The 23,847-nt window shown below is 62.5% G+C and carries 21 protein-coding genes; 4 read left to right on the forward strand and 17 right to left on the reverse strand.

Translation table 11 applies throughout. The annotated features are described in order from the left end of the window. Nucleotides 1–4: 4 nt before the first annotated feature. On the reverse strand, nt 5–772 hold the full coding sequence (locus BFC21_RS07535; RefSeq protein WP_088377603.1) for an SDR family NAD(P)-dependent oxidoreductase: 768 nt from the start codon (nt 770–772) through the stop codon (nt 5–7). A gap of 15 nt (nt 773–787) precedes the next feature. Next, nucleotides 788–2,452: an AMP-binding protein gene (locus BFC21_RS07540; RefSeq protein WP_086797510.1), complete on the reverse strand. Its 1,665-nt coding sequence runs from the start codon at nt 2,450–2,452 to the stop codon at nt 788–790. Between the two features lie 201 nt (nt 2,453–2,653). Between BFC21_RS07540 and BFC21_RS07545 the strand changes: the two genes are divergently transcribed. The 3 genes from BFC21_RS07545 to BFC21_RS07555 all read left to right on the forward strand — a co-directional run bounded on the left by BFC21_RS07545 (nt 2,654) and on the right by BFC21_RS07555 (nt 3,896). Further along, a complete protein-coding gene (locus tag BFC21_RS07545; RefSeq protein WP_088377604.1) occupies nt 2,654–3,013 on the forward strand; it encodes a VOC family protein in 360 nt (119 codons plus the stop codon). Nucleotides 3,014–3,273: 260 nt separating this feature from the next. Then, nucleotides 3,274–3,597 carry a type II toxin-antitoxin system RelE/ParE family toxin gene (locus BFC21_RS07550; protein WP_120265885.1) on the forward strand — a complete coding sequence of 108 codons (324 nt, stop codon included), beginning with the start codon at nt 3,274–3,276 and terminating at the stop codon, nt 3,595–3,597. Further along, on the forward strand, nt 3,594–3,896 hold the full coding sequence (locus tag BFC21_RS07555) for an addiction module antidote protein (protein ID WP_016781251.1): 303 nt from the start codon (nt 3,594–3,596) through the stop codon (nt 3,894–3,896). The genes BFC21_RS07550 and BFC21_RS07555 overlap by 4 nt, the downstream gene beginning before the upstream one ends. Nucleotides 3,897–3,969: 73 nt before the next feature. Here the strand turns inward: BFC21_RS07555 and BFC21_RS07560 are convergent, their stop codons facing one another. From BFC21_RS07560 to BFC21_RS07605, 10 genes are all read right to left on the reverse strand, one after another. Beyond that, the gene (locus BFC21_RS07560; protein ID WP_177342579.1) at nt 3,970–5,352 is read right to left on the reverse strand and encodes a DUF1329 domain-containing protein; all 1,383 of its coding nucleotides are present in this window, start codon (nt 5,350–5,352) and stop codon (nt 3,970–3,972) included. Nucleotides 5,353–5,440: 88 nt separating this feature from the next. Continuing rightward, complete coding sequence (locus BFC21_RS07565; protein ID WP_088377607.1) at nt 5,441–7,129, reverse strand: class I adenylate-forming enzyme family protein; 1,689 nt, start codon at nt 7,127–7,129, stop codon at nt 5,441–5,443. Between the two features lie 37 nt (nt 7,130–7,166). Next, a complete protein-coding gene (locus BFC21_RS07570; protein WP_088377608.1) occupies nt 7,167–8,306 on the reverse strand; it encodes an acyl-CoA dehydrogenase family protein in 1,140 nt (379 codons plus the stop codon). Nucleotides 8,307–8,317: 11 nt separating this feature from the next. After that, nucleotides 8,318–9,508 (reverse strand): acyl-CoA dehydrogenase family protein, encoded by a 1,191-nt coding sequence (locus BFC21_RS07575; RefSeq protein ID WP_088377609.1) that lies wholly within the window; start codon nt 9,506–9,508, stop codon nt 8,318–8,320. Nucleotides 9,509–9,645: 137 nt separating this feature from the next. After that, nucleotides 9,646–10,815 (reverse strand): acyl-CoA dehydrogenase family protein, encoded by a 1,170-nt coding sequence (locus BFC21_RS07580; protein ID WP_083369548.1) that lies wholly within the window; start codon nt 10,813–10,815, stop codon nt 9,646–9,648. After that, entirely contained in the window at nt 10,816–11,994 is a 1,179-nt protein-coding gene (locus BFC21_RS07585) for a lipid-transfer protein (RefSeq protein ID WP_016781257.1), read from the reverse strand. 18 nt (nt 11,995–12,012) lie between these two features. Beyond that, nucleotides 12,013–12,432 carry a MaoC family dehydratase gene (locus BFC21_RS07590; RefSeq protein WP_088377611.1) on the reverse strand — a complete coding sequence of 140 codons (420 nt, stop codon included), beginning with the start codon at nt 12,430–12,432 and terminating at the stop codon, nt 12,013–12,015. Beyond that, nucleotides 12,404–13,537, reverse strand: a complete 1,134-nt coding sequence (locus BFC21_RS07595; protein WP_088377612.1) for an acyl-CoA dehydrogenase family protein — start codon at nt 13,535–13,537, stop codon at nt 12,404–12,406. Before BFC21_RS07595 ends, BFC21_RS07590 begins: the two co-directional genes overlap by 29 nt. Nucleotides 13,538–13,547: 10 nt before the next feature. Continuing rightward, nucleotides 13,548–14,525 carry a bifunctional MaoC family dehydratase N-terminal/OB-fold nucleic acid binding domain-containing protein gene (locus tag BFC21_RS07600; RefSeq protein WP_088377613.1) on the reverse strand — a complete coding sequence of 326 codons (978 nt, stop codon included), beginning with the start codon at nt 14,523–14,525 and terminating at the stop codon, nt 13,548–13,550. Nucleotides 14,526–14,578: 53 nt separating this feature from the next. Next, complete coding sequence (locus BFC21_RS07605; protein WP_095003595.1) at nt 14,579–15,352, reverse strand: SDR family oxidoreductase; 774 nt, start codon at nt 15,350–15,352, stop codon at nt 14,579–14,581. Between the two features lie 143 nt (nt 15,353–15,495). Between BFC21_RS07605 and BFC21_RS07610 the strand changes: the two genes are divergently transcribed. After that, complete coding sequence (locus BFC21_RS07610) at nt 15,496–16,281, forward strand: enoyl-CoA hydratase (RefSeq protein WP_177342580.1); 786 nt, start codon at nt 15,496–15,498, stop codon at nt 16,279–16,281. Between the two features lie 670 nt (nt 16,282–16,951). Here the strand turns inward: BFC21_RS07610 and BFC21_RS07620 are convergent. The 5 genes from BFC21_RS07620 to BFC21_RS07640 are packed head-to-tail and all read right to left on the reverse strand — an operon-like array spanning nt 16,952 to nt 23,840. After that, complete coding sequence (locus BFC21_RS07620) at nt 16,952–18,538, reverse strand: FadD3 family acyl-CoA ligase (protein ID WP_088377617.1); 1,587 nt, start codon at nt 18,536–18,538, stop codon at nt 16,952–16,954. 19 nt (nt 18,539–18,557) lie between these two features. Then, entirely contained in the window at nt 18,558–19,589 is a 1,032-nt protein-coding gene (locus BFC21_RS07625) for a ferredoxin--NADP reductase (protein ID WP_088377618.1), read from the reverse strand. A gap of 1 nt (nt 19,590) precedes the next feature. Further along, entirely contained in the window at nt 19,591–20,352 is a 762-nt protein-coding gene (locus BFC21_RS07630) for an SDR family oxidoreductase (protein WP_088377619.1), read from the reverse strand. 57 nt (nt 20,353–20,409) lie between these two features. Next, nucleotides 20,410–22,098 carry an FAD-binding protein gene (locus BFC21_RS07635; RefSeq protein ID WP_088377620.1) on the reverse strand — a complete coding sequence of 563 codons (1,689 nt, stop codon included), beginning with the start codon at nt 22,096–22,098 and terminating at the stop codon, nt 20,410–20,412. Continuing rightward, complete coding sequence (locus BFC21_RS07640) at nt 22,095–23,840, reverse strand: FAD-binding protein (protein ID WP_088377621.1); 1,746 nt, start codon at nt 23,838–23,840, stop codon at nt 22,095–22,097. Before BFC21_RS07640 ends, BFC21_RS07635 begins: the two co-directional genes overlap by 4 nt. Nucleotides 23,841–23,847 lie beyond the last annotated feature (7 nt).

Below are 23,847 nucleotides of genomic sequence, written 5' to 3' on the forward strand. Positions count from 1 at the left end.
CCTCTTATTTCGCGGCCATGCGCAAGGCGCCGTCGAGACGGATCACCTCGCCATTGAGCATGCTGTTTTCAATGATGTGGCGCACCAGCGCGGCGTACTCGTCGGGCTTGCCCAGGCGCGGCGGAAATGGCACGCCGGCGGCCAGCGATTCGCGCACTTCTGGCGTCATGCCAGCCATCATCGGGGTTTCAAAAATACCCGGGGCGATGGTCATCACCCGAATCCCGAAGCGGGCCAGTTCACGGGCTGCAGGCAAGGTCAGGCTGGCGATTGCGCCCTTGGATGCAGCATAAGCTGCCTGACCGATCTGACCGTCGAATGCGGCAACCGAAGCCGTATTGATGATCACCCCACGCTCGCCTTCGGCATCGGCAGTGGTTTCGGCGATCGCCGCGGCAGCCAGACGCAACATGTTGAAGCTGCCAACCAGGTTGACGTTGATCACCTGGCTGAACGTCTCCAGCCCATGCGGGCCGTTTTTGCCAAGGATCTTCTCACCGCGCACGATGCCGGCACAGTTGACCAGCCCGTTGACCGCACCAAAGGCGGCCACCGTAGCGGCCACGGCCGCCTGGGCGGCGTCGGCCTGGCTGATGTCCGCTACAGCGCTACGCGCCTGGTCGCCCAGCGCCAGGGCCTGGGCGGCCACTGCTTCGGCGTTCAGGTCCACCAACATCACATTGGCACCGGCCTTGACCAGCATCTGCGCCGTGGCGGCACCCAGCCCCGATGCACCACCGGTGACGATAAAAACCTTGTTTTCGATTTGCATGATGATTCCTGAGAGTTAGGCGCTGACGCTGGCACTTGCGGCCAGTTCAGCCTTGGCGATTTCCTGGTTGCGCAAAATAAAGCGCTGCAACTTGCCGCTTGGTGTTTTCGGCAGCTCGCTGACAAATTCAATTTCACGGGGATAAGCGTGTGCCGCCAGCCGTTGGCGCACATGCAGGCGCAGGGTTTCGGCCAGTTGCGCGTCACCCAGATACTGGGGGTTCAACACCACAAAGGCCTTGACCAGCTCGGTGCGCTCACGGTCGGGCTTGCCCACCACGGCGGCTTCAACCACAGCGGGGTGTTCGATCAGCGCGCTCTCCACGTCGAATGGGCCCACGCGGTAACCGGAAGTGGTGATCACGTCATCACTGCGCCCAACAAAACTGATGCTGCCGTCCGGGTTCAGCTCCACGGTGTCACCGCTCAAGTAATAATTGCCCACAAACGCTTTGGTCGGGAAACCTTCGTAACCGCCAAACCAGCACATCGGTGACTGGCTGCGATCCACCGCCAGGATGCCCGGCTGGCCCACGGGCAGTTCCTGGTGGTTGTCATCGAGCACCACGATGCGGTGCCCCGGCGAGGCGAAACCGGCAGCGCCCATATGCACCGCATGCTCGAGGCCGTGGTGGTTGCACAGCACCATGCCGACTTCGGTCTGGCCATAGTGGTCATGGATGGTGACGCCAAGCTCATCGGCAAACCAGCGGATCACTTCGGGGTTGAGCGGCTCACCAGCGCTGCTGACCACGCGCAACTGGCCCTTGATCTTGCTCGAGAAGGCGTCACCGGCGGCAATCAGCATGCGGTACGCGGTGGGTGAGCCGGTGAGGTTGGTGATGCCGAGCTTTTTGATCACCCGGCAGGTGCTCTCTACGGTAAACGGGCCATCGTAAAAGGTAATCGGGTGACCCATCGACAGTGGCCCGGTGATTCCGAAGTAAATGCCATAGGCCCAGCCCGGATCGGCCAGGTTCCAGAACGAATCCTCGGGGCGCAACCCCACTGCATCCCGGGTGTAGCTCTGGAAGGCGACAATGGCCTTGAGCGGCACCAGCAGTGGCTTGGCCGGGCCAGTGGTGCCCGAGGTAAACATCAGCAGGAACGGGTCTTCACCGCTCAGCATCACCGGCTCGCAGGTGGCCGGGTAGTTGTCCAGCTCTGCCCAGAAACTGAAGTCGCCACGTACCAGGCCCTGCCCCTTGGCGCCCGCCACCGTGACAATCGCCGGGCAGGCCATGACCTCGTTGAGCTTGGCGCGGTTGACCGCATCGGTGACCACCAGGGCGGCGCCGGAGCTGTTAAGCCGATGCTCGATGGCCTTGGGACCAAATGCCGTGAACAACGGCTGGTAGATGGCGCCGATACGCCACGCGGCAAAGGCCACGATCAACAACTCGACATTACGCGGCAGCAGGCCCGCTACCTTGTCACCACGCTTTACGCCTTGGGCCAGCAAGAAATTGGCAAAGCGTGCGGCCTGCTCCTGCAACTGGGTGAAGGTGTACGTCGCGCTGCTGGCATCACGCCCCTCCCAGAACAACGCAATACGCCCCGGCAAGGCGTGACGGTCGCAGCACTCGACACAGGCATTGACGGCCGTCAAATGGCCGTCCAGGGCAGCGGTGACCGTGCGCTGGTAGTCAAAATCAGCCATCGAAGTCAGATAGTCGCGCATCAGCAGAATCCCTCGGTCTTTATTTTTAGGATGGGAACCGTGAAAAATCCTGTTGATAATCGCCCCGGCAAGGCTCTGCAACAATGGTCAAAACACTCAAGGTGGCTGACTGGTTTGGCCAATGGCCACGCGCTTCTTGTGCTTAAGAGAACCGGATGGCATTCAGCCAGTCACTTATCTATATTTAAGCCTCATAAGGAGATGCCCGTGACCACAGACAACCGCCACTACCGAATCGACAACATCGAATTCAACGTCCATGACATCGCGCGCAGCAAAGCCTTTTATGGCGCCGTGTTTGGCTGGACCTTCACCGACTTTGGCCCCACCTACAGCGAGTTCAGCGATGGGCGCCTGAGCGGTGGCTTTACCACCGGCGAGCCAGTACGCCCCGGTGGCCCGCTGATCATTCTGTACGCTGACGATCTGGCCCAGGCACAGCAGGCGATCAGCGCTGCCGGAGGCCAGATCACCCGGCCTGAATTCAAGTTCCCGGGGGGCAGCCGCTTCCACTTCACCGACCTCGATGGCTACGAACTGGCCGTCTGGTCGCAGGCGTAACCCCCCCCCCTCTTACCCCCTCCTCCTGGCTGCGGTAATGACCTGTTGCATTACCGCCACCCGCCGCCGCTTCGCAAAGGCCTCGCCTGTAAAAAAACCTGCACAACCTTGCGATCCGTCCTAATTGCCCTTGCGACGCCACAGCCCTAGCGTTCCGATGGTCACCCTCTATCACATTGGATGTGGGTCTGATCAGACGAACAGCCGCAGATGGCGGTTAAAAAAAATCGACCAGGAGTAGCTTCAAAGCTACATTTCTTATGATCGAGATAAGACACTATGTCAGCGAAACGGGTAACGACTACTACCAGCAATGGCTGGACCATTTAAAGGATCGAACAGCCAAGGCACGTATCACCGTCAGGGTTAACCGGCTTTCAGCGGGTGCTTTTGGTGATTGCAAACCCTTGTGCCGGGGCGTTTGGGAGTTACGTATCGATCACGGCCCGGGCTACCGGCTTTATTACGCTCAAGACGGCAAAAAGCTGGTGTTGTTGCTGTTGGGCGGCGACAAGCGCCAGCAACAGGCCGATATCGAGAAAGCCGTAGCCTGCTGGCGCGAGTATCAGAAGAGGAAGCCATGAACAGAACCAGAAATCACGACGAATCCGTTATCGAGATGATCCGCCAGGATCCCGAATTTGCCATTGAATACCTGCGCATCGCCATTGAAGAGCTCGATGAAGAAGGCGGCCAGGCCAGTTTTCTGACCGCGCTGCGCCACGTGGTCGAAGCACGGGGAGGCATGGCTCAAACAGCCGAAAAGGCCGGGCTGTCCCGCGAGAGCCTGTACCGCGCCCTTTCGCCCAAAGGCAACCCCACACTGCGCACCCTGCGCCAGGTGGTTCATGCCACCGGTATGACTTTTGCCTCACTGACCTGAGCCAACGAAAAAGCCCCGCAGGCATTACACCTGCGGGGCTTTTGCTTGCAGCTTGCCGCTGTAAACCTAAGGTTTAGCGTCCCATCGCCCGGGCCGCATCGGCGGTGTACTGGTCAGCGGTAAACTTGCCCTCGTTGAGGATCGGGCCTTTCTTGGCTTCGTTGGTCATGCCGTAGCCGGTGTATTGCCCCGAGTTCAAGTCCATGAAGAACTGCGAGCCGGCCTGCCAGCCACTCATGTCCGGGTGGTAGTAGTAGTTGATCATCGCGTGCTTCCACAACTGCCCACGGGCGTCGTAGTTGTCCGCCAGTACCGAGTTCCAGGTGTCTTCGTCGAGGAACAGTACGCGTTTGCCGTAGACATGGCGGTAGCCTTCCTTGAGATCGGCTTCAACCACCCACACCCGACGCAGCTCGTAACGCATCAAATCCGGATTGGGATGGTTGGGCGTCAGCATGTCGGCGTATTTCACCGTACCCGCGTTGGGCTTGTAGGCGTTGGCCGGGATGTAGATTTCCCGCTTGCCCAGCAGCTTCCAGTTGTAGCGCTCCGGTGAGCCGTTGTACAAACGGTCTTCGTCCACGGTCATGGTGCCGTTGGTGCCGATCATCGGCTGGTCGTAGCCGTAACCCGGCAACAGCCGGACACGGCGGGTCGAAGGGCTGTAGCTCCAGGCCTGACGCGGGTCGGTGGCGAAGTTGTAGGGTTCGTGGGAGATGCTCAGTGTGCCATTGTCCCGGGTCGGCTTGAGCGTCATGTTGTTGCTCATGGCCTGCAGCTTGTCTTCAGTCCTGGGCTCTACTGTTGGCGAGTTGGCCATCGCCAGGTTGCGGGCATAAGCGCGCCCCCAGCCAATGCTGCCGTTGGGCAGCACGGAGGCCAGGTCACTGGTTTTTTCTTCGGTCCAGGCACGGGCCGGGAGCTGGTGGTTCCACAGGGCTTCCATGCCATTTTTCGGAATCGGGAACGGGACCTGGCCCAGGCCTTCAAAGCCCATGCCGTCATTGACCAGCTTGGCATTCAAGGCGTTGCTCATGACCCGCTTGCACACATAATCCGGGTAGCGGTAATCGCGGTGACCGGTGTACACATTCATTTTGTAGGTGGTCGGGTAGCGCTTGAGCAGGGCCTTCTGGCCCTCGGTCAGCTTGTCTTCGTACTGGGCCATGTTTTGCGCAGTAATCACCAGGATCGGCTTCTCGGCGGCGTAGGGATCCACCGGCTGGTCACCGGAAAATTTCACATGGTTCCAGCCCGGCACTTCCCCCAGGTACTTGCCGGTATACGGCGGGATGGTCCCTGCCGCGTTACCCGCCTGCTCGGCCCCGACACAGGTCAGTTCCTTGCCCAACTTGGCCGCTTCTGCGGGCGATACCTGGGCGGTTGCCGTACCGATGGCGGCCACGTTGACGGCCATGGCGGCTGCGAGCACTACGCCTGTTCTTGTTATTTTCATGTATTGCCTCCTACGCGAATAAGGCTTGCTGGGGGTATGCACCCATTCTTCGCCAATCAGCAGCGAGTACATCGTCCACTAAGACTATTCAGGCCGTTACAAGCAGCTCTTTGAGCACACTTTTGAGTGTCTTGCCCGAGGCATTGCGGGCAAACGGCGTGTGCTGGACATGAATCTGCGCCGGCACCTTGAAGCTCGCCAGGCGCTGCGCAATAAAGCTGCGCACCGCGTCGCCATCCGGGGTTGACGCCGGCTCGCCACGCACCACCAAGAACACCACTTCGCCCAGCACATCGTCGGGTACGGCAAACGCTGCGGCTTCAATCACACCGGGCATTTCACAGGCACAGGACTCGACCTCGGCAGCGGCAATCTTCTCGCCGCCACGATTGATCAGGTCCTTGGCCCGGTCGGTGATGTACAGGAAACCCTCCTCGTCCAGCAGGCCGATATCACCGGTGTCCAGCCAGCCTTGTTGCAGGGTCTGGGCGCTGGCCTGGGGCAGGTTCCAGTAAGCGTTCATCAGGGTCGGCGAACGGACCCAGATCAGCCCGCTGACACCGTTGGGCAACGGTCGCTCGGGGCTGTCGCCAATGCGCACATCAACAATGGGCAGCGGCCAGCCCGCCGACGCCGGTTTGTAGACAAACTGGTCGCCGCCGATCGCAGCACAAATGCCATTGCTTTCGGTCAGGCCGTAGCCGCTGCCGCCGATGGCTTCAGGCTTGCGCTGGGTCAGGTGGGCCAGCAGGCTGCTGGACGGGGCCGCACCGCCCAGGCCCAGACCGAACAGGCTGGCCGTGTCGGGGCTACCAAAGCGCGGTGAGGTCAGCAGTTGCTGCATCATGACCGGCGCCCCGTTGAACTGGGTGCAGTGCTCATCGCGGATCAGGTCAAAGGCTTTTTCCACATCCCACTTATACATCAGCAACAATCGCCGGCCGCTGCGCAAGGCCAGTAAAAATTGCGCATGCAGGCCACTGACGTGGAACAGCGGCACGGCCATCAAGGTGGTGGGGGCATAGCCGCTGTTGATCACCACGCTGATGCGCTCCGGCGAACTCAACGCACAAAACGCGCCCTGAAACTCCAGCGCCACCAGCGCCTGGCACACCGCAGCGTGGGTGGACAGCACACCCTTGGCCAGGCTCGTGGTGCCAGAGGTGTAGAGGATCATGGCCGGGTCCTGGGCCGTGACGGGCTGCACCGGCACATTCAGCGCCGGTGCCGCCAGCAGGTCTTCGAGACGCTGACAGTGTTCCTCCAGCGGCACGCCGTCGTCCAGGCCCACCACAAGGGTTGCCAGCCCTTGCGCACGCAGGTCGTCAGCCAGCAGTTGCAAGCGCGGCGGGTCGCACAGCAACAGGTGCGCACCACTGTCCTGCAAGCCGTGGAACAACTCGTCACGCAGCCCCCAACTGTTGAGCGGCACACACACCGCACCACAGCGCTGGATAGCGGCAAACGCGACCAGCCATGCCGGTTGATTGCGCATGGCAATGGCCACACGATCGCCCTTGCGCACGCCGAAGCGCTGCACCAGTTGCCCGCCCAGGCGGTCCACCTGATCGAAGAACTGGGCGAAGGTCAGGCGCTGCTGCTCCCACACCAGGAATTCACGATCACCGTGTACGCGGCCACTGTCGATCGCGGCCCAGACGCTGGCTGCACTGTGGCGAAAATACTTCACCCCGCCATCCGCTGGCGTCAGTACTTCAAAAGGCGAGCCGGCACCAATCAACTGCTGCCAGGCGCTCTGCCATTGCTCAAGTTTCATTTTGTTATTCTCCTGACTCGAACAGTTCGCTACAGGCTCAAGCGTGCGCCAGCTCCAGAGCTGCATAGCGCTCGCAGTGAAAATCGGCATCGCCCAGGCAGGCCTGGGCCACGCGGATGCGCTTGAGAAACAACCCCACATCCAGCTCGTCGGTCACGCCGATGCCGCCGTGCATCTGTACCGCCTCATTGACCACCTTGAGTGCCATCTGCCCCGCTTTCCACTTGGCCAGGCTGGCCAGGCGCTGACGCTCACCCTCGCTCAGGCTGATGTCGTCCAGTGCGTCCAGCCCGGCCATCACCGCGCTGCGCGCCAGTGCCAGCTCGACAAACAGTTGTGCCGCACGGTGTTGCAGCGCCTGGAAGGTGCCAATCGCCACATCGAATTGCACACGGGTCTTGAGGTAGTCGAGGGTCATGTCGAAGAGTTTTTCGGACATGCCCAGCATCTCGGCCGCCAGGCATACGCGGCCACGGTCCAGGGCTCTGTTGAGCGCCGGCAAGGCCGACCCGGCGGCGCCGAGCAAGGCATCAGCTCCGACCTGCACCTGATGCAGGTGCAAGCGCGCATGGTTGCGCGAGTCAATCAGCGGCAACGGGCTGACGGTCAGGCCCGGGGCAGCTGCCGGCACCAGGAACAGGCTGAGCCCCGACGGGCCGGTCTGTGCTGCTACCAGATAAGCGTCGGCGCCCACTCCATCGATAACGAAATACTTGTCCCCGCTCAGGCTGTAGCCGCCACCATTGGCCACGGCTTGCGTCGCCACTTTTGTCGGGTTGTGCCGGGGCTGTTCGTCCAGTGCCAGCGCTACACGCCGCTCACCGCTGATGATCGCCGACAGCCAGCGGTCCTGCTGCTGCGCATTGCCTTGCAGGTGCAACAGCGTACCGCTGAGTACCACGCTGGAAAGCAGCGGCGTGGCGCTGAGGTTGCAACCGATGGATTGAAAAATCGGCCCCAGGCCCTTGCAGCCAAAATCCAGGCCACCCAGGTTCTCGGGAAAAGGAATCGCGCTCCAGCCCAGTGCCACGGCGTCTTGCCACAGTTGCGGGTCAAAGCCGCCCGGCTGGGCCTCATCGCGCAGGGCGCGCTGGCGCGATACCGGGCTGCGCGCGGCAAGGAACTCGCGGGCACTGTCGGCCAGCATGCGTTGATCTTCGTTGTAAAGCAGGTTCATGGTGAGTTTCCTTACTTCACGTCAGGCAGGCCCAGGACCCGCTTGGCAATAACGTTGAGCTGCACTTCCGACGAGCCGCCAGAGATGGTCAGGGCAAAGCTGTTCAGCCAGCCACGGGTAATGGCCTGTTCCTGGCCCGTGAAGGTGCCCTGGTCCCAGCCGAGCGCGTGATAGCCCATGACGTCCAGCAGCACCTCGAACTTGTCACGTTCCTGTTCGGTGTGGACCAGTTTCATGATCGCCATCAACCCGCTGACGTCCTGCCCGGCGCGGGCTTCTTCACCCATGCGCTGTACGGTCAGGTTGTAGCTGTGCTCGTTCATCGCCGTGGCCACTGCCCGCGCCATCAGTGCCGACTCGCTTTGCCCCGAAGGGTCGGGCAAGTACTGGCTGACCAGAGGCAGCAGATGAAAGTGAGTGGGCAAGCTGAACTCGCCAAACTTGGACATGGCCTTGCGTTCGTGCTGCAACAGCCGCTTGGCCAGGTTCCAGCCACCGTGCAGCGGGCCGATCAGTTGGCTTTTCGGCACTTTGACGGCGTCGAAAAAGACCTGGCAGAACGCCGACTTGCCGCTGATCAAATCAATCGGCGCAACGCTGACACCCGGGCTTTGCATATCCAGCACGATCAGGCTGATGCCCGCATGCTTACCGGCTGCTGGGTCGGTGCGCACCAAGGCATACATCCAGTCCGACTTGTCGCCGTAGGAGGTCCAGATTTTGCTGCCATCGACCACAAAGTGGTCGCCGGCATCCCGGGCCGAGGTTTTCAGGCTGGCCAGGTCAGAGCCGGCATTGGGCTCGGAGAAGCCCTGGCACCAACGCACCTCGCCGCGGGTCATGGGGGTGAGCAGCTGTTTTTTCTGCGCTTCGGTGCCGAATTCCAGCAGCACCGGGCCCAGCATCCAGATACCCAGGTTGATCTGTGGCGGGCGGCACTTGAGGCGGCGCAGCTCGCTCTCGAGCACCGCGTTGTATTCGTCACTAAGCCCTGCACCGCCGTATTCGACTGGCCATTCGGGGCAGAACCAGCCTTTGTCGCGCATGCGCTCGAACCACACTTGCGCGTCTGCACTGGGGAACTCCATCTCGCGGGCGCCCCATACCATCTCGCCTTCAGGGATGGCCTTGCGCTGCGAGGGCGGGCAATTGGCCTCAAGCCAGCTGCGGGTTTGTTCTCTGAACTGGTCAATCGCGTTCATGGTTGTTCACCTTTCGGTTCTTGTAGTCGCTGCCGAGGAACGAAGGCTGCGAGCTGTTGATCTTGCGAGCGACGCGGATAAATCTCGCAGCCTTCGTTCCTCGGCAGCGACTACAGGTCAATCAGTGCTGTCAAATTTCAACGCTGGGTACGCGGCATGCCCAAACCGAACTGGGCGATCAGCTCGCGCTGGATTTCATTGGTGCCACCGCCGAAGGTCAGGGTCACCGAAGCACGCACTTCGTACTCCAGGTCGCCATGCAACAGGGACGCGGCAGAACCACTGCGCACCAGACCATTGGCACCGACGATATTGCTCAGCGTGCGCAAGATTTCGATCCCCGATTCCGAGCCGTAGACTTTGGTGGTCGAGGCCAGTGCCACGTCCATGCGCTCGCGCTCAAGGTCGGCAGCAATGCGCAGGTTGATCAGGCGCATAGCCTCCAGCCGGGCATAACACTGGGCCAGCCCTGCACGCACCCAGGCCTTGTCTGTCGCCCGCACGCCGTTTTCATCCGCCGCCCTGGCCCACGCCAGCACCCGGCCAAACAGCCCCACGACCTTGTCCGACCAGGCCCCCAGGCCCAGCCGTTCATGGTTGAGCTGCGCGGTGATCAGCTTCCAGCCACCGTTCAGCTCGCCTACCAGCATGTCTTTGGGTACCCGTACGTTGTCGTAAAAGGTGGCCGTCGTCGGGTTGCTGGTGGTGGGGATGACCGTGGCCGAGAAACCCTCGGCCTGCGTATCGAGAATCAGGATCGACACCCCTTTGTGCCTTGGCCGTTCGGGGTCGGTACGCGCCGCCAGCCAGATGTAATCCGCCGACTCCGCGCCCGAGGTCCAGAGCTTGGCGCCGTTGACCACAAACGTGTCACCCTCGAGCCGTGCTGCGGTCTTGAGCACCGCCAGGTCACTGCCGGCATCCGGCTCGGAGTAGCCGATGGCGAAGATGATTTCCCCCGCAGCGATACCCGGCAAGAACCTGGCCTTTTGCAGTTCGGTGCCGTGGGCCATCAACGCTGGCCCCACCGTGCTGATGGTCACGAACGGCAACGGCGCACCGGCAATATTGGCCTCTTCAAAAAAGATGAACTGCTCGGTAGGGCCGTAGCCCTGGCCGCCGTGTTCCTTGGGCCAACCCACGGCCAACCAGCCGTCGCGCCCCATCTGGCGGATGGTGTCGCGGTACAGTTCGCCACCCTCTTTGCCGCGCAATTGCTCACGCAGCTGCGGGGTCATCAGGTTCTGGAAGTAGTCCCGCACCTTCAGGCGCAGGGCGTGTTGTTCGGGCGTGAGGTCGACGTACATTCAGGCTGCTCCCAAAATCAGGCCGCTGGTAGGCACGCCGGTACCGGCAGTGACCAATACGTTTTCTACATGGTCGACCTGGTTAACCGCGCTGCCGCGTACCTGGCGCACCGCTTCAGCCACGCCGTTCATACCGTGGATATAGGCCTCGCCCAATTGCCCGCCGTGGGTATTGATCGGGAACTTGCCGCCACGCGCATGGTGCCCGGCACGGATAAACTCCTTGGCTTCGCCGCGCTCGCACAGGCCGAATTCTTCAAGTTGCGGCAGCACGAACGGGGTGAAGTGGTCGTAGATCACTGCCGTTTGCAGCGCATCAGGGCCAAGGCCCGACTGGCGATACAGCTCTTTGGCGACCACGCCCATCTCCGGCAGCCCGGTAATGTCATCGCGATAGAAGGAGGTCATGATCTGCTGGCCAGAGGTGATCCCCTGCGAGCCGGCCTTGATCATCACCGGCTTCTGGCGCAGGTCCTTGGCCCGCTCGGCCGAGGTAATCACCATCGCCACCGCACCATCGGATTCCTGGCAGCAATCGAGCAGGTGCAGCGGCTCGCAGATCCAGCGCGAGGCCTGGTGTTCTTCGAGGGTGATCGGTTTGCCATAGAAAAACGCCGCCGGGTTGGTGGCGGCAAAATCGCGCACGGCGACCGCCACGCGACCGAAGTCTTGCGAGGTGGCACCGTAGGTGTGCATGTAGCGCTGGGCAAACATCCCGACCCAGGAGGCCGGGGTGTGCAGGCCGTGGGGCATGTACCAGCCGTAGTTGACGTTCTCGAAGATCGGCGTCGACGCAAAGCCGTAGCTGCCACTGCCAAAGCGATACCAGGAGCGTTCGTTCATGGCGCGGTACACCACCACCACTTTGGCCACGCCGGTGGCCACGGCCATGGCCGCGTGCATGATCGGCGCACAGGCCGCTCCCCCTCCGTGGGGAACCTGGGAGAAGAACTTGACGTCCTTGCAGCCCAGCAAGCGGGCGATTTCGTACTCCGGCACCTTGTCTACCGAGTACGAGCTGAAACCCTCGACCTCGCTGGGGTCGATACCGGCGTCCTGCAGGGCTGCCAGGGTCGCTTCCAGCGCCAGGCGCAGCTCGGTGCGCCCGGAGTTTTTCGAGAATTCGGTTGCGCCCAGGCCAACAATGGCTGCGCGGCCCGAGAGTGACGATTGCGTCATGTGCGTTGTCTCCCGCGATCAGGGCAGAACCAGCGCGACCGTACCGGTCACGTGGTTGCCCATGGAATTTTTGCCGCTGAGGGTGATTTCCACCGTGCGGGTGGCCGCGTCATGGCCGGTTACCGCGCCATTGAAGGTCATGCTGTCACCGGGGTAGTTCGGCGCACCGAGCTTGATTTTCAGCGCGGTAAAACGCGCCTCGGGCCCCGCCCAGCTTTCGACATAACGCTGCACCAGGCCGTTGGTGGTGAGGATGTTCATAAAGATATGCGGCGATCCCAGGGCCTGGGCCGCATTGAGGTCATGGTGGCCGGGGAAGTAGTCACGGGTGGCAATCGCGCCGCCGGTAACCAATGCCACGGTGATCGGGATGGCCAGTTCCGGCAGGGTTTCGCCGGGGCGCACGTCGTCAAAGCGCTTGGTGTTCTGCAAGGTCATATTTCCATCCCAGCTTGTCGTTATGGCTCAGCCAGTCGCCGAGGCGTTCAAGGCATGCGGCCGACCCACCCAGGGCACAGCCCAGGGCGCGGCTCCAGTAGAGAAAGCGATGCATCGGGTAGGTCAGGTCGACGCCGATGCCGCCGTGCACATGCTGGGCGTTGTGCCCGATCAGGTGCCCGGCTTCGCAGGCTTGCCAGGCCGTGGCCAGGGCTTCGCTCGGTGCCGGCAGCCCGGCGTCGAGGCGGTAGCACAGCTGCCACAAGGTGCTGCGCAGGGCTTCGAGGGCGATATGGGCGTTGGCCATGCTCATTTGCACCGCCTGAAAACTGCCGATGCTGCGTTCGAACTGGCGCCGCTCGGTGACGTACTCCACAGTGCGGCGGATCTGCTCGCTGCTCACCCCCAGTTGCAACGCTGCCAATGCCGCGATGGCACGCGGTTCAAGCCAGTCCAGGGCGGCGGCCGGGAGCAGGTGTTCGGCGCCAATCAGCAGGCCGTCGATATGCAGGTCGGCTATCGCTTCGCCGTGGGTCATGCGCCCGGCGACAGGCTTGATCGCCGCGTTGGCCAGTTCGATCAGCGCCAGCCGCGGCTGACCGTCGACACTCACCAGCAGCAACGCCGCCTGTGATTGCTCGGCCAGCGCCAATGCGCCCACCTGACCGTCGATGCGCCAGCCACCGTCAGCCGCTCGAGCGTGCAAGCGCATGCCCCGGGCGGTATGCAAGCCGCTCAGGTCAAGCGTCAGCAGCGCCCTGCCCGCGGCGGCTTCGACGGCCCACGACGACAAAGAGGCCTGGGCAAACTGCGCCAGGGTCGCGGCTGCCAACTGGTGACGCCACAACGGCACTTGCCCCAGGGCCCCGCCCTGCGCCTGCAACACCAGCATCAGCTCGGTCATGCCCAGCCCGCTGCCCCCCTGAGCTTCCGGGATGGCCAGGGCTTGCAGCCCGGTTTCCACGCACAGCTGCCACAGGGGCTGCATATAGGCCTGTTCGCAGGTGTCGAACTGGCGCAAACGGTCATCGGTGCAATAGTCGGCAAACACACTGCCGGCCATTTCTGCGATGGCGCGCTGGTCTTCGGTAAATTCGAAATCCATGCTGGCTCCCTTACTCGGCCACAGGCCGGAACATTGGCAACGTCAGCTCGCCGTCAAAGGTGTGAAACTCCAGTTGCAAGGGCTGACCGATGCGTAACTCGTCACGCGTTGCCCCCGCCAGACCGACCACCAGCCGCACACCTTCCTCAAGCTCGATCAGGCCGATCGGGTTGGGGTGGTCGAACGGTGCAACTTCGGGGTAATGCATGATCACGAACGAATACAGGCTGGCGCGGCCGCTGGCCTGCACGCTGTCCCAGTCGAAGGAGTGGCATTCGATGCACACCGGCGCCGGAGGATGGCGCAGGGTCTGGCATTGGCTGCAGCGCTGGATCAGCAACTTGCCCGCGTCGCAACCTTCCCAGAAAAACCGCGTGTCATCGCTCATGCCCGGCTTGGGGCGCTTGGCCGCAGGCGGGGCTTCGGCCTTGGCCGGCGCCGCTGCAACGGCGTGATTGTTGGCCGGGCGAAACTTGAACACGCGAAACAGCAACTGGCCCACGGCCTCGTCACCCGCTTTGTGTTCAACGAAGTAATCCATCACCAGGGTGACGAAAAAACCGGTGCCCAGGCCGGTGGTTTTCTCATCCCCCACCGACTCCAGCCGGGTGGTGTAGTAGAGCTTTTCACCCGGGCGCAGATTGCGCTCGAAGGTCAGCTCGGAGTTGACTGCAACCACCGACGGGTAACCGTAGGACTCGATCAGCTTGAGCACTTCATAGGGGTTTTCGCGGGTCGAACCCGGGGCGTAGTTGTTCTGGTGAAAACCTTCCATGCACCACACCTGCAGCATTGCAGGCGGTGCCACCAGGCCGTCGTGGATGCTGCTGGCGGCAACCGCCGGGTCGCTGTAGAGCGGGTTGTCCACACCCATGATCTCGCACCATTGGCGGATCATCGGGGCGTTGACTTCGTCCCAGGCGTAGACGCGACCATATTCACGCCCCACCAGGGCGCGCACGTCGGTTAGCAATTGAGAATCAGCCAAGTTCGTCTCCTGCGTGTCAAGGGCAGCGACCCGGTGGTCGCCGCTGAAGGTCGTCAATGCGCGGCGCTGAGAAACGCCGGGCGCTCGCCGCCACCGTGCAACAACAAATTGCAGCCGCTGGCATAACCGGCCAAAGGCGAAGCGATAAACAGGCAGGCGTTGCCGATGTCCTCGGGCAGCGCCATGCGCCCGGCCGGGATCCCGGCGCTGACAGCGGCGATGCCCTGTTCGTCGCCGTAATGCAGGTGTGCCTGTTCGGTAAGCACCAGCCCCGGGCTGACCGCGACCACCCGCACTTTGGGCGCCCATTCCACGGCCAGCGATTGCACCAGGGCCAGCACCCCGGCCTTGGCTGCGCCATACGCCGCCGTGCCGGGCGATGCCCGCAAGGCGCTGATGCTGCCGATAAACACGATGCAGCCACCTTCGGCCTGTTGCTGCATCAGGGCATTGGCCTGCTGGGCAACATTGAGGGGGGCGATAAGATTGAGGCGGATGATGCCTTCATGAAAACGTGGCGATACGCTGCCCGCTTCGGCCGCAGGGCTGCCACCGGCATTGTTGACTACCACATCGAGGCGACCAAAATCGGCGCGGATACCGTCGAACAGCGCCTTGAGCGAATCCCCGTCACGCACATCGCAGGCCATGAACACGGCCTGTGCGCAACCTGCGTGAGGCAACACCTCAGGCGCTGTCCTGGCACAGACGATGACCTGCGCGCCGGCCTGTAGAAAGCTGCAGGCAATACCGGCACCGATGCCTTTGGTACCGCCGGTAACCAGCACCACCTTACCGCTGTAGTCCAGCCCTGAGAGTTGGCCCATGACGTGCTCCTGTTCTACTGATGGAGCCACTCTAGGGGCAATCGGTGGGCTGCTCGTCGTCTGAACGGACGATGAACCACACTCGGCCGGGCGCAACAATCCAGCGCACGCTGTGGTGACAGCCCCCGTTAATGAGGAAGCCCATGTCAGACCCATCTGCCGCGCCGGTATTGCTTGAATTTCCGACCCCGGGCGTGGCCCTGCTGCGCCTTAACCGACCCCAGGCCACCAACGCCCTGAGCCTTGAATTGCAGGCGCTGTTATCACACTACTTCACGCAACTGGCGGCAGACCCTGAAGTGCGCTGCATTCTGCTAACCGGCGGTGACACGGTGTTTGCAGCAGGTGGCGATATCAACAGCATGGCGGGTGTTGGCCCCATCGATATTTACCAGCGCCATACCGAGCGGGTCTGGGCGCCGATCCAGCATTGCCCCAAGCCGGTGATCGCGGCGGTGTGCGGCTACGCCTACGGCGGTGGCTGCGAGCTGGCCATGCTGGCGGACATTATTGTGGCCGGGCGCAGCGCTAAATTTTGCCAACCTGAAATACGCATCGGCATCATGCCGGGCATCGGCGGCACCCAGCGCCTGGTGCGGGCGGTGGGCAAGGCCAAGGCCATGCGCATGGCCCTGACCGGGCAGCCGATCAGCGCTGAAGAAGCCTGGGTAGCCGGGTTGGTCAGCAACCTGGTGGACGATGATCAGGTGCAGGCTTACGCCCTGGAGATGGCGCAAGTGATCGCGGCCATGCCGCCATTGGCGGCCGAGCAAATCAAGGAAGTGATACTGGCGGGCGTGGACGGGCCGCTGGAGACCGGCCTGGCCCTTGAGCGCAAGGCCAATGCGTTGCTGTTTGCCTCCCGGGATCAGAAGGAAGGGATGCAGGCGTTTATCGAAAAACGTGCGGCGCGGTTTGAGGGTAACTGAGCCTTTTAAAGCAAAAGCGCCCTCACCCTGGCCCTCTCCCTTAGGGAGAGGGGACTGAACGGGGGATGCTGTAGATTTTTGCCGGGCTGAAGGTATTGCACTGAATCCAGGAACGACTCACCCCGCCTGCCCTTCGAAACCACTCTGTTCAGCATCAACCCTGGCATCAACGCCCACGCGGCACTGCTTCAGGATACGCAGCCTCGCTACGCTCCTCAGCGACTACAGGAAAACCGCTGAGTTGAGTACATATCCAGCATTATTATCCAACTGAAATTATGGTTTCGCCGTTACGGCGAGTCCCTGAGTGAGGGGCATTCGCGTCGTCTGGACAATCGAGTGGCAACAGCAAAAGCAAAAATCTCAAACAACACCAACCCCCCTGTGGGAGCGGGCTTGCCCGCGATGGCAGCACTTTGGTCATCCAGGTAGAACGAGGTGCCTGCATCGCGGGCAAGCCCGGCTCCCACAGAGAACATATGTCGCTCGCCAATCCCGTATCCAAACAGGCCGGCCGGACGCCAGGGGCAAGCCTTTTTGGTTACTTTTTCGGCGTCTGGAAAAAGTGACTCGCCGTAAAGGCGAAACCATAATTTCAGTTAGACACAAATGCCGGATATGTACGCAAGACAACAGTTAAACCCTGCGGCGGCAGCTTCGCGCAGGATCCCTATTGCCACCCCGCCCGCAATTCATTCTTCGCCACTTTGTTCGCCGCATTCACCGGCAGTGACACGTAGAAACGCACCAGTCGCGGCACCTTGTAGTTGGCCATGTGCTCACGCGCCCACTGGATCAACCCGGCTTCATCCAGCTGCCGGCCATGACGCAACACCACACAGGCACAGCCCACCTCCCCCATGCGCTCATCGGGCACGCCAATCACCGCCACCTGGGCAATGGCCGGGTGCTCGATCAGGCCAGCTTCAATCTCCGCCGGGTAGCAGTTGAACCCGCCGACAATAAACATGTCCTTGAGCCGGTCAGTAATGCGCAGGTTACCCGCCGCGTCCTGCGCGCCAATATCGCCGGTATGCAGCCACCCCTCACTGTCGATGGTGTCGGCGGTGGCTTGCGGGTCTTCAAAATAACCCTGCATCACATGAAAACCGCGCAGGCAGATTTCCCCCGTGCTGCCCGCCGGCAAAGCCCGGTTCTGCGGGTCACGGATACTCACTTCGGTGCCCGGGATCGCCCGGCCACTGGTGCCGGCTATCACCGTCGCGCTGTCGCCGGGGTCGCAGATGGTTGCCAGGCCACCACACTCGGTCAGGCCATAGGCCGTGGTGACCACCGAAAAACCCAGCTCGCGGCGCATGCGCTCAATCAGGATCGGCGGGATGGTGGCCGCTCCGGTGACGGCAATGCGCAGGCTCGACAGGTCAGTTTCGGCCAGCTTGGGATGGGCCAGCATCGACAGGTACAGGGTCGGCGGCCCCGGCAACACGTTGATGCGCTCGGCGGCGATGCGCTGAAATACCGCTTCGGCATCGAACACCGGGTGCGGCAGGATCGTCGCGCCCGCCAACAGGCACGTCAGCCAGCCTGCCTTGTAGCCAAAGGCATGAAAAAACGGATTGATCACCAGATATCGATCACCGGCCTGCAAGCCAATCACCTTCGCATACTCGCCAAAGGCGCGGATAGTTTGCCCGTGGGCACTCATCACGCCTTTGGGCTTGCCAGTGGTGCCGGAGGTGAACAGCAAATCGCTGAGGTCTTCACCGCTGACACTGGCCGCACGCAAGAGCGCTGCCGCTTCGCTGGTGGCCGCGCCCAAGGACAAGAAGCCGTCCCAGTCCAGCCCCTTGGCGCTGGCCGACGGGGCTTCACCCAGCAGCACCAGGCACTCCAGGCTGGCCGGGCGATACGGTGCCAGCAAGGCCAGGTAGTCGGTGCCCAAAAACATCGGCTGCACAAACAGCAAACGGCTGGCGCTGCGCTGCAGGATATCGGCCGCTTCGCCGCCTTTCATGCGGGTGTTGATCGGCACCATCACGGCGCCCGCACAATGGATGCCCAGTGCGGCGATGATCCAGTCGCGCCCGTTGGGTGCCCAGATCGCCACCCGGTCGCCCTTGCCAATGCCTTGGGCCATCAGGCTGCGGGTCACGGCCAGGGCCAGGCGCGGCAGGTCGCTGTAATCGATGCACTCGCCGTGCTCTTCGATGGCCGTGCGCCCCGCATGTTGCTTTGAGGCGTTGAACAGCAGTTGCGGGATCGAGCGCGGCAGGTTCTGTTGCGGGCTGGAAGTCATCGGTCACTCGTCTGGCAAGTTATTCGGGAAAGCACACACGCAGGTGTTCGCTGCTGGGCACTGACTGGCATGCCAGCACCCAGCCGTCATTCAGTTCTTGTGAGTCCAGGGCATCGTTGCGCAGCATCTCGACACTGCCGCGCTCCAGCGTACACATGCAGGTGGCGCAGGAACCCACCAGGCAGGAACTCGGCGGGTTGAGGCCCGCGCGCTGCATGGCGCCAAGCAGGGTTTCGCCCTCGGCGCAGGGCACTTCAAATTCTTCACCGTCCAGGCGCACCGACAGCTGACTGCCGATGACTTCGGTGTTGACCGGGGCCGGGGCCGCCACGCTGCCTTCTTCGGGCAGCGAGACAAAACGCTCGACATGAATGCGCCCGTGCTCCATGCCGATGTCGTGCAAGGCGCTGACGGCGGCGTCCATAAACGGCCCGGGGCCGCAGATAAACGCCTGGGCGTGTAAAAAGGGGCGGGCCATGTGGGCCAGTTGCGCCATCGCCGGAATGCCTTGTACCGAGTCCAGCCAGTGGATCACTTGCAGGCGCTCAGGGTAGGCGCTTGCAAGTGCCCTGAGTTCAGCGGCGAAGATCACCGAGGCCTCGTCGCGGTTGGCGTAGATCAGCAGGATCCGGCCCGTGCCGGCAATCAGCGCCGAGCGCAGGATCGACAGCACCGGCGTGACGCCGCTACCCCCGCCAAACAAGACAAAATCATCATCAAAATGCCGGGGCACGAACACCCCCGCCGGTGCCAGCACCTGCAGCTGATCGCCTTCGCTCAACTGCGTGCACAGCCAGTTGGAGGCGCGCCCGTCGCGCACTTGCTTGATGGTCACACGCAACGGTTCGTCTTGCAGCGGGGTGCTCGACAGTGAATAGCAGCGCGGTAACCAGCCGCCGTCAAACGGCACGCGCAGGGTCAAAAATTGCCCGGGCTTATAGGCAAAGCGTTCGCGCAAGGCCAGGGGAACATCGAATACCAGCGATCTGGAATCCGCTGTTTCAGCAACGATTTGCGCCACGCGCAGGGAGAAGTACGCAGGTTGGTTCATATCAGATACTCATCACAAACTGGCCGCTGTCGATGCGCAGCTCGATACCGCTGATGGCGCGGGACTCGTCACTGGCCAGGAACAACACGCTGGCGGCCACATCTTCAGGCAGGCACATGCGCCCCATCGGGTCGGCATCGATGGTCAGGCTCCACGGGTCGAGCCCAGCGGGCAGGCCGGCGGTGGTCATGGGCGTAAGGATGCCGTCAGGGTGCAGGGAGTTGCAGCGGATGCGGTATTTGCGCCGGCGACACAACACCGCCACGGTGCGTGACAGGGCAGCAACCGCGCCTTTGGAAGCGCTGTAGGCAACGTAATCATCGCGTCCGGCCACGGCCGCAATCGAAGACATGTTGATGATGGAGCCGCCCTCACCTTCTTTCATCAGGCTTATGGCAGCGCGACAACCCAGGAAGACACTGTCGGCATTGATGCGCTGTACCCGTTGCCATTCACTATAGGGGGTATTTTCAATATCACCCTTGAGCAGGATGCCGGCGTTGTTGAACAGGATGTCCAGCCGTGCGTGGTGTTTGCGCACGGTTTCAATGACCCGCGCCCAGTCTGCTTCGCTGCCCGCGTCGTGCTCGACAAACAGCGCCTGGCTGCCGATCTCTTCGGCCAGGGCCAGGCCGCCGGCCACATCGATATCGCTGATCACCACCCGGGCGCCCTCACGGGCCAGCAGCAGCGCCGTGGCCCTGCCTACGCCACTGGCACCGCCAGTGATCAACGCCACCTTGCCTGCAACACGTGCGCTCATGTTTTTGTCCTTTTATTGAGGATGCCGACTCTGTGGGAGCAGGTTTGCAACACTTTCTCAAACCGTTTCAAGGGTCTCTCTCTGAGCATTGGCAGTGCTGGCCGCCAGGCCCGCGCGACGTCCCGAAAACACACAATCGGCCAACGACAGCCCGCTGATATACAGGTGCGACGCCACGCCAATGGCGGTGCGCCCGGCACTGAACAGGCCGGCAATCGGCTGGCCATCGTTATCGAGCACCGCGCCGTTGTTTTCATCGACCTTGAGCCCGCCCAGGGTCAGCGCCCCCAGCGGAAAGATCGGGTTGCCGACGCTGATATCGCAGGCATAGAACGGCCCCTTGTCCAGCACCTGGCGGCTGCCTTCAGACTTGCCAAAGGCATCCGGGGCATCACCTCGCGCGGCGGCGTTATAAGCGCGCAGTGCAGCACTCAATTCACCCGCCTGCATGCCACACACATTGGCCAATTTGTCCGGGTTGTCGCCCTTGCGTACCTTGAGCAGCATCAAGGCCAGTGCCGGCAACGCCTGGAACCACCAGTAGCCGCCAAACAGCGCCTGGCGGATCGCCTGTTTGCGCAGACGCGCATCCAGCACCAGCCAGGCCTGGCCCCCCTGCTCATCGCACAGTGGCTGGCCCAGGGTGGCGCCATACACTTCTTCGTTACAAAAGCGCTGGCCGTTGCTGTTGACCACAATCCCCTTGGGCCAACAGTGCGGCGGGTTGATAAAGCGCCAGGCCGACACCCGGCTCAGCCGCTCGCTTCTGGCCCCCACCGATTGCCCCAGCAGCAAACCGCTGCCGTCGCAGCCGGTGGCACCCACCTTGAAGTTGCGCCGAAAATTGGGCGCATGATCGCGAATCAACCCGCGATTGAAGATAAAGCCACCGGTACTCAGCACCACCCCGCGCCGGGCGCGGATCAGCAGCGGCTGGCCGTGATCACGCTCAAGCGCACTGAGCTTTTGCCGCAGGCGGTCGCAATAACCGGGGGCGAAGTTCTGCAGGCGCTCGGCCCGCGCCGCCAGGCGCTCATGCAAGAGGGCTTCGCGGCTGCCCGCCGGCAAGCTCCAGAATTCGGCACCCACCACCCGGCCGCTGTCATCCACCACCAGGCGCCGCGCCGCGGACTGCAGCAACGGTTGCACCCCGGCCCGCAGGCATGCGGCTTTTAAATGACCGAACAGCACCGCGCCACACTGGCCCTTGCCCACCGTACGATGGCCACGGGGAGCGGGTGCCTGGGAGCCGGCATGGGACGGCACCAGTTCATTGCCCGAGTAATACAAGAAATAGCCATCGGACGGGTATGAGGTCTTCCCTCCCGGCGGCACGCTATGGGCATAACGCGCGCCGTGGCTTTCGAGCCAGGCCAGGTTGCTGACGCTGTCATCGCAGAATTTGTGCAGGGTGGCATCGCTGACCACGCCCTGGGTTTCATGCTTGAGGTAATCAAACATGGCTTGCGGGCTGTCGCTGAAACCTGCGGCTTGCTGGTGCTGCGTGCCGCCCCCTGCGTACACCACCCCTCCGCTCTTGGCACTGGCACCGCCGCCCATGAAGCGGTCGGCAACCATCACCCGGGCACCAGTACTGCTGGCCTCCAGCGCAGCGCAGGCCCCCGCCGCGCCCCAGCCGATCACCAGTACATCGCAGGTGTCATGCCAGTCCCGGGCGCTGAGGCGATCAGCGTGCAGGGGCGCGAGGATCTTGCTGTTGCTGGCGGCTTTTGTGCTCCGGCTCATGACAGCACCCGCACCTTGGCACTGGCCGGTGCCGACACAGCACTGGCGATATGGTTGGCGGCGATATAGCCGAAGGTCATGGCCGGGCCCAGGGTGCCACCGGCACCGGGGTAACTGGTGCCCATCACCGACGCCGAGCAGTTGCCGATGGCATAAAGGCCGGGGATCGGCTGACCGTCTTCGCGTACCACCTGAGCATGACGGTTGGTCAACAGCCCGCCCTTGGTGCCGATATCACCGGCATCCAGGCGCATGGCGTAATACGGGCCTTTGCGCAACGGTGCCAGGCACGGGTTGGGTTTGACATTGCTGTCGCCGTAGTAACGGTCGAACACATTGGCGCCGCGCTCAAAGTCCAGATCGATACCGCTTTGCGCGTAGCCGTTGACCTTTTGCACGGTGTTGGCCAGCCCCTGGGCATCGACGCCGATCTGCATGGCCAGCGCCTCCAGGCTATCGGCCTTCCAGTACACCGTGTTGAGCCATTCCTTGCGCAGACGGCTGTCGGGAACCACCTGGGCCGGCATCAACGGGCCCATCGCGTAGGTATGCCGGAAGTGGCCGTCGAAGATCACCCACGACGGTACCGAGCGGCCATCGGTTTTCTGGTTGTCCTGGTACATGGCATCGACAAATTCCAGGTACGGCGCGGCCTCGTTGACAAAGCGACGGCCCAGGCTGTTGACCACGATGGCCCCCGGGAACGCCCGCTCGGCAAACACACCACGCGGTTTTTCTTCACCGGGCACGGCGATGGTCGGTGCCCACCAGGCCCAGTCCATCAGCGCGGTGGCGGCGCCAATGTGCATGCCGGCCTCAAGCGCTGCCCCGGTATTGTTGCCCGGTGGCGTGGCACTCCAGCTGGCGCGGGTGGGTTGCGGCAGGTACTTCTCACGCAGGGTCTGGTTTTGCTCAAAACCGCCGGAGCCGAAAATCACTGCGCGCCGGGCCTTGAGTTCCAGCACCTTGCCGCCGGTAGAAACCTTGATCCCGCACACCCGGTCACCGTCGAGCAGCACATCCTGAAAGTCGGTGTTGAGCCACAGCGGCACGTTGCGGTCCATCAGCGAACGCCGCAACGACGCCACCAGCGAGCTGCCCAACGCGGCGCGGCGGTCGTATTTGCTTTTGCGCCGCCATTTGAAATCGAGTTTGTAGCGCGCCATCAACTTGAAAATCAGCCATTGCCAGCCAAAACTGCGCGCCATCGCCTTGTGCGCGTCGCGGGCGGTCCAGGCAATGCGCCCCATCAACAGGGTGGAGGGTGAAGGCTTGCGCAGGTTGGGCAGTTCTTCGGCCAGCAGGCTGGTGTCGAACAGCTCCGGGTCCAGCGTGCGACCGCCAGGCAAGGCACCGGGCAATTGCGGGTAGTAATCGGGGTATTTGGCCGCCACGGCATAGCGCACATGGCTGCTGGCTGTGAGCTTTTTGATCATCGGCGCGGCGTTGTCCAGATACGCCTGCAGGCGCTGCGGGTCACCGTGTTCACCGGTTGTAGCCTTGAGGTACTGCATGGACAGTTCTGGGCTGTCCTGGCCGCCGATTGCGGCGAAGTAATGGTTGTTGGGGATCCAGATACCGCCGCCGGAAATGGCCGAGGTACCGCCGTATTTATCGCTTTTTTCGACAATCAGAACCGACAGGCCCTGATCAGCCGCAAACAGGGCCGAGGTCATGGCGCCGGCACCGGAGCCGACAACAATTACGTCATAGCTGGACTGAGACTGATCGTGAGCCGTCATTATTGTT

The organism is Pseudomonas sp. TMW 2.1634 (assembly GCF_001703595.1).
Taxonomy (GTDB): domain Bacteria; phylum Pseudomonadota; class Gammaproteobacteria; order Pseudomonadales; family Pseudomonadaceae; genus Aquipseudomonas; species Aquipseudomonas fragi.

What these genes read in the sequence shown, in the direction of transcription:
- BFC21_RS07535 (WP_088377603.1), bottom strand. Translation starts at nt 772, where the DNA reads ATGCAAATCGAAAACAAGGTTTTTATCGTCACCGGTGGTGCATCGGGG.
- BFC21_RS07540 (WP_086797510.1), bottom strand. Translation starts at nt 2,452, where the DNA reads ATGCGCGACTATCTGACTTCGATGGCTGATTTTGACTACCAGCGCACG.
- BFC21_RS07545 (WP_088377604.1), top strand. Translation starts at nt 2,654, where the DNA reads ATGCCCGTGACCACAGACAACCGCCACTACCGAATCGACAACATCGAA.
- BFC21_RS07550 (WP_120265885.1), top strand. Translation starts at nt 3,274, where the DNA reads ATGATCGAGATAAGACACTATGTCAGCGAAACGGGTAACGACTACTAC.
- BFC21_RS07555 (WP_016781251.1), top strand. Translation starts at nt 3,594, where the DNA reads ATGAACAGAACCAGAAATCACGACGAATCCGTTATCGAGATGATCCGC.
- BFC21_RS07560 (WP_177342579.1), bottom strand. Translation starts at nt 5,352, where the DNA reads ATGAAAATAACAAGAACAGGCGTAGTGCTCGCAGCCGCCATGGCCGTC.
- BFC21_RS07565 (WP_088377607.1), bottom strand. Translation starts at nt 7,129, where the DNA reads ATGAAACTTGAGCAATGGCAGAGCGCCTGGCAGCAGTTGATTGGTGCC.
- BFC21_RS07570 (WP_088377608.1), bottom strand. Translation starts at nt 8,306, where the DNA reads ATGAACCTGCTTTACAACGAAGATCAACGCATGCTGGCCGACAGTGCC.
- BFC21_RS07575 (WP_088377609.1), bottom strand. Translation starts at nt 9,508, where the DNA reads ATGAACGCGATTGACCAGTTCAGAGAACAAACCCGCAGCTGGCTTGAG.
- BFC21_RS07580 (WP_083369548.1), bottom strand. Translation starts at nt 10,815, where the DNA reads ATGTACGTCGACCTCACGCCCGAACAACACGCCCTGCGCCTGAAGGTG.
- BFC21_RS07585 (WP_016781257.1), bottom strand. Translation starts at nt 11,994, where the DNA reads ATGACGCAATCGTCACTCTCGGGCCGCGCAGCCATTGTTGGCCTGGGC.
- BFC21_RS07590 (WP_088377611.1), bottom strand. Translation starts at nt 12,432, where the DNA reads ATGACCTTGCAGAACACCAAGCGCTTTGACGACGTGCGCCCCGGCGAA.
- BFC21_RS07595 (WP_088377612.1), bottom strand. Translation starts at nt 13,537, where the DNA reads ATGGATTTCGAATTTACCGAAGACCAGCGCGCCATCGCAGAAATGGCC.
- BFC21_RS07605 (WP_095003595.1), bottom strand. Translation starts at nt 15,352, where the DNA reads ATGGGCCAACTCTCAGGGCTGGACTACAGCGGTAAGGTGGTGCTGGTT.
- BFC21_RS07610 (WP_177342580.1), top strand. Translation starts at nt 15,496, where the DNA reads ATGTCAGACCCATCTGCCGCGCCGGTATTGCTTGAATTTCCGACCCCG.
- BFC21_RS07620 (WP_088377617.1), bottom strand. Translation starts at nt 18,538, where the DNA reads ATGACTTCCAGCCCGCAACAGAACCTGCCGCGCTCGATCCCGCAACTG.
- BFC21_RS07625 (WP_088377618.1), bottom strand. Translation starts at nt 19,589, where the DNA reads ATGAACCAACCTGCGTACTTCTCCCTGCGCGTGGCGCAAATCGTTGCT.
- BFC21_RS07630 (WP_088377619.1), bottom strand. Translation starts at nt 20,352, where the DNA reads ATGAGCGCACGTGTTGCAGGCAAGGTGGCGTTGATCACTGGCGGTGCC.
- BFC21_RS07635 (WP_088377620.1), bottom strand. Translation starts at nt 22,098, where the DNA reads ATGAGCCGGAGCACAAAAGCCGCCAGCAACAGCAAGATCCTCGCGCCC.
- BFC21_RS07640 (WP_088377621.1), bottom strand. Translation starts at nt 23,840, where the DNA reads ATGACGGCTCACGATCAGTCTCAGTCCAGCTATGACGTAATTGTTGTC.